Raw genomic sequence first — 4103 nt, 5'->3', positions numbered from 1 at the left:
ACGGCGGGTACCCCTCGCCCGCCGAAAGGCCGAACTCCCAGCCGAGTCGGGCCAGTAGCTCCCTGACGGTCCGCTCGACCGCCGGCTCGACGCCGTCCCTCTCGGTCTCGACACCGTCCGGCAGCGAGCTCACCGCGGCCCCGAGGCGGTAGTGCAGCGTGCTCCCCGGGGCGTCGACCGCGGCGAGTACGGCGCGGACGGTGGCGATCGGCATTTTCGCCACCTGGACGAGCGCGCGGACCAGACCGAGCCGCCGCAAGTGCTCCTCGCCGTACTCGGAGCGGGTCGTGCTGACACGCTCGCCCGCCGGCAACAGCCCCTCCCGCAGGTAGTACTTGACCGTCGCGACGGGCACTCCGCTCCGCTCGCTCAGTTCCGAGAGCCGCACCCCGAGAACCCCTTTCACCGCACGTGGGCCGACGAACACCGCCCCGCAGCACGCAAGTTCGAGAAACCCCTTGCCTGCAACCTTGGAGAGTAGGACTATCCAAGTGTGCGGGATAGCCGCACTATCCAGTATCTGCGCAACGCCTGCAAGGGGGAGCACCATGGGTGCAGTGGTGGAACAAGGGCGGCGGACGACGGCCGCCGAAGGAGACGTCGTCGTCTTCCTCATCGGCATGCGGATCAACCGGCTGCGCGCGCTGCGCCACTGGCTGCCGGTGTTCAAGGTGATGCCGGAGATGCTCAAGGAGCTCTCCGCCGACCCGTCCTCGGGCCTGCTCGGTGCCCGCGTACACCTCGCCGGTCCGCGCGAGTTCGTGGTCGTCCAGTACTGGGAGTCGCGCGAGAAGCTCTACGCCTACGCGGCGGCCCCCGAGTGCGGGCACCGCCCCGCCTGGACGGACTTCAACCGCCGGGCACGCAAGGCGGAAGGGTGCGTCGGCATCTGGCACGAGACGTACCTGGTGCCTCCGGGCCGCTACGAATGCGTCTACACCGACATGCCCCGCCACGGCCTCGGTGCCGCGCACGGCACTCAGCCTGTGCAGCGCAGGGGCGAGAGCGCCGCTGAGCGGCTCCGCGCGGGGCGGGCCGGGGCCTGACGGTCCCGACCGCGCAAGGGCGGGGCGATCCGTTGTCCGGGCGCGGGGCGTGTGCGGCGCACGCCCCGCGCTGCCCGTCAGCCCGTGCGCCGCAGGGCCTCGCTGAGCCGCGTGGCGGCGTCGACGATGGCCTGCGCGTGCATCCGCCCGGGGTGGCGCGTCAGCCGCTCGATCGGTCCGGAGACCGAGACGGCGGCGACGACCCGGTTCGAGGGTCCGCGTACGGGCGCTGAGACGGAGGCCACACCCGGCTCGCGCTCGCCGATCGACTGCGCCCAGCCGCGACGGCGTACGCCGGAGAGCGCGGTGGCGGTGAACCGGGCGCCCTGGAGCCCGCGATGGAGCCGCTCGGGCTCCTCCCAGGCCATGAGGATCTGGGCGGCCGAACCCGCCTTCATGGGAAGGGTGGAGCCGACGGGCACGGTGTCCCGGAGTCCGGAGAGGCGCTCGGCCGCCGCGACGCAGATGCGCATCTCGCCCTGGCGGCGGTAGAGCTGGGCGCTCTCGCCCGTGATGTCGCGCAGGTGCGTGAGCACGGGACCGGCGGAGGCGAGGAGCCTGTCCTCGCCTGCCGCCGCGGAGAGTTCGCCGAGCCGGGGGCCGAGTATGAATCGGCCCTGCATGTCGCGCGCGACTATGCGGTGGTGCTCGAGCGCCACCGCCAGCCGGTGCGCCGTGGGGCGCGCAAGACCGGTCGAGGCGACGAGACCCGCGAGGGTTGCCGGACCGGACTCCAGAGCGCTCAGAACGAGAGCTGCCTTGTCGAGAACACCGACGCCACTAGAGTTGTCCATGAAACGATACTCGCGTCTCAAAGTATGAAACGCAAGTTCACGCTTCCACGGAAAGCGCCAATCTGTAGTGACGGCGGCCACCCCGGAGGCGAATGCGAGCCACCGCCGCGGGCGGAAATGGGTGGCGCAACTGGTCTCGAGAAGTGGTCGGCACCGCCGCCGGCCGGAGGGATAGCGATGGGACGGACACTCGCGGAGAAAGTCTGGGACGACCATGTCGTCACGCGCGCGGAAGGCGAGCCGGACCTTCTCTTCATCGATCTGCACCTGCTCCACGAGGTCACCAGCCCGCAGGCGTTCGACGGCCTGCGCAAGGCCGGCCGCGAGGTGCGTCGCACCGACCTCACCCTCGCGACCGAGGACCACAACACCCCGACGCTCGACATCGACAAGCCGGTCGCCGACCCCGTCTCGCGCACCCAGCTGGAGACGCTCCGCAAGAACTGCGCCGACTTCGGCGTCCGGCTCCACCCGCTCGGCGACGTCGAGCAGGGCGTAGTCCACGTCGTGGGCCCCCAGTTGGGACTCACCCAGCCAGGCACCACGGTCGTCTGCGGGGACAGCCACACCTCGACCCACGGCGCGTTCGGCGCCCTCGCCTTCGGCATCGGCACCAGCCAGGTCGAGCACGTACTCGCCACCCAGACGCTTCCGCTGGCGCCCTTCAGGACGATGGCGGTCACCGTCAACGGCGAACTCCCCGCGGACGTCACCGCGAAGGACCTCATCCTCGCGATCATCGCCAGGATCGGCACGGGCGGCGGCCAGGGATACGTCATCGAGTACCGCGGCGAGGCGATCGAGAAGCTCTCGATGGAAGCGCGGATGACCATCTGCAACATGTCCATCGAGGCGGGCGCCCGCGCCGGCATGATCGCCCCGGACGAGACCACCTTCGCTTACCTCCAGGGCCGCGAGCACGCGCCCGAGGGCGAGGAGTGGGACGCCGCCGTCGCCTACTGGAAGACGCTGCGCACCGACGCCGACGCCGTCTACGACCACGAGGTCGTCATCGAGGCCGACGAACTCGCACCGTTCGTCACCTGGGGCACCAACCCCGGCCAGGGCGCGCCCCTTTCGGCCTCCGTCCCCGACCCGGCCTCCTTCGCGGACGAGTCGGCGAAGCTCGCGGCCGAGCGTGCGTTGGAGTACATGGGGCTCGCCGCCGGGCAGCCGCTGCGCGAGGTCCCCGTGGACACCGTCTTCGTCGGTTCCTGCACCAACGGCCGTATCGAGGACCTGCGTTCCGCGGCCCAGGTGCTCGACGGCCGCAGGGTCTCGGGGGACGTGCGCATGCTCGTGGTACCCGGTTCCGTGCGCGTCGCGCTCCAGGCCGTGGAGGAGGGGCTGGACAAGGTGTTCACCTCGGCGGGTGCCGAATGGCGGCACGCCGGCTGCTCGATGTGCCTCGGCATGAACCCCGACCAGCTCGACCCGGGGGAGCGGGCGGCCTCGACCTCCAACCGCAACTTCGAGGGCAGGCAGGGCAAGGGCGGCCGGACCCACCTTGTCTCGCCGCAGGTGGCCGCCGCCACCGCGGTGCTGGGCCGACTCTCCTCGCCCTCCGACCTCGCCGACGCCAACGAGACCGCAGGAGCCCGCTGATCATGGAAGCCTTCACCACGCACACGGGTCGGGCCGCACCGCTGCGCCGCAGCAACGTCGACACCGACCAGATCATCCCCGCCCACTGGTTGAAGAAGGTCACCAGGGACGGCTTCGAGGACGGCCTCTTCGAAGCCTGGCGCAAGGACCCGGAGTTCGTCCTCAACCAGGAGGCGTACCAGGGCGCCACGGTGCTCGTCGCGGGCGAGGACTTCGGCACGGGCTCCTCGCGCGAGCACGCCGTCTGGGCGCTGCAGAACTACGGCTTCAAGGCCGTCATCTCCCCTCGGTTCGCCGACATCTTCCGCGGCAACTCACTCAAGAACGGCCTGCTGACGGTGGTGCTCCCGCAGGAGACCGTCGAGCGGCTGTGGGAGCTGGTCGAGGCCGATCCGACGACGGAGGTGACCGTCGACCTTCAGGAGCGCACGGTGCGCGCCCCGGGCGTCGAGGCGTCCTTCGAGCTCGACGAGAACTCCCGCTGGCGTCTGCTGGAAGGGCTCGACGACATCAGCCTCACGCTGAAGAACGAGGAGGCGATCGCCGCGTACGAGTCGTCGCGCGCGGCGTTCAAGCCGCGCACCCTCGTGTGAGCCGGACGGTGAGACGCCGGCCGATCTCCGGCCGCAGCAGCGGCAGTTGGCTGCACCGGCGCCTT

General features: G+C 70.9%; 5 protein-coding genes. 3 read left to right on the top strand and 2 right to left on the bottom strand.

From position 1 onward, the window contains the following. Positions 1–388 (bottom strand): MerR family transcriptional regulator (locus UWG_RS0124940; RefSeq protein ID WP_016909921.1); only part of this gene is annotated, 388 nt, incomplete at its 3' end. A 160-nt stretch (positions 389–548) separates the two neighbouring features. On the opposite strand from UWG_RS0124940, the gene UWG_RS0124935 reads away from it, so the two are divergent. After that, positions 549–1046: a DUF4188 domain-containing protein gene (locus tag UWG_RS0124935; RefSeq protein WP_016909920.1), complete on the top strand. Its 498-nt coding sequence runs from the start codon at positions 549–551 to the stop codon at positions 1044–1046. Between the two features lie 77 nt (positions 1047–1123). On the opposite strand, the gene ndgR is transcribed toward UWG_RS0124935, so the two are convergent. After that, positions 1124–1840: an IclR family transcriptional regulator NdgR gene (gene ndgR, locus UWG_RS0124930; RefSeq protein WP_029391751.1), complete on the bottom strand. Its 717-nt coding sequence runs from the start codon at positions 1838–1840 to the stop codon at positions 1124–1126. A 177-nt stretch (positions 1841–2017) separates the two neighbouring features. Here ndgR and leuC point away from each other — a divergent pair, with 177 nt between their 5' ends. Together leuC and leuD are read left to right on the top strand one after the other, a co-directional pair. Beyond that, complete coding sequence (leuC, locus tag UWG_RS0124925; protein ID WP_016909918.1) at positions 2018–3445, top strand: 3-isopropylmalate dehydratase large subunit; 1428 nt, start codon at positions 2018–2020, stop codon at positions 3443–3445. Between the two features lie 2 nt (positions 3446–3447). Beyond that, positions 3448–4038: a 3-isopropylmalate dehydratase small subunit gene (gene leuD / locus UWG_RS0124920; protein ID WP_016909917.1), complete on the top strand. Its 591-nt coding sequence runs from the start codon at positions 3448–3450 to the stop codon at positions 4036–4038. Positions 4039–4103: the final 65 nt, after the last annotated feature.

Source organism: Streptomyces xiaopingdaonensis (assembly GCF_000262345.1).
Classification (GTDB): Bacteria; Actinomycetota; Actinomycetes; order Streptomycetales; family Streptomycetaceae; genus Streptomyces; species Streptomyces xiaopingdaonensis.
This window is presented reverse-complemented; position numbering and strand designations above follow the sequence as displayed.

Bases quoted from the DNA above. Each gene is read 5' to 3' on its own strand.
- UWG_RS0124935 (WP_016909920.1), top strand. From the start codon at position 549: ATGGGTGCAGTGGTGGAACAAGGGCGGCGGACGACGGCCGCCGAAGGA.
- ndgR (WP_029391751.1), bottom strand. From the start codon at position 1,840: ATGGACAACTCTAGTGGCGTCGGTGTTCTCGACAAGGCAGCTCTCGTT.
- leuC (WP_016909918.1), top strand. From the start codon at position 2,018: ATGGGACGGACACTCGCGGAGAAAGTCTGGGACGACCATGTCGTCACG.
- leuD (WP_016909917.1), top strand. From the start codon at position 3,448: ATGGAAGCCTTCACCACGCACACGGGTCGGGCCGCACCGCTGCGCCGC.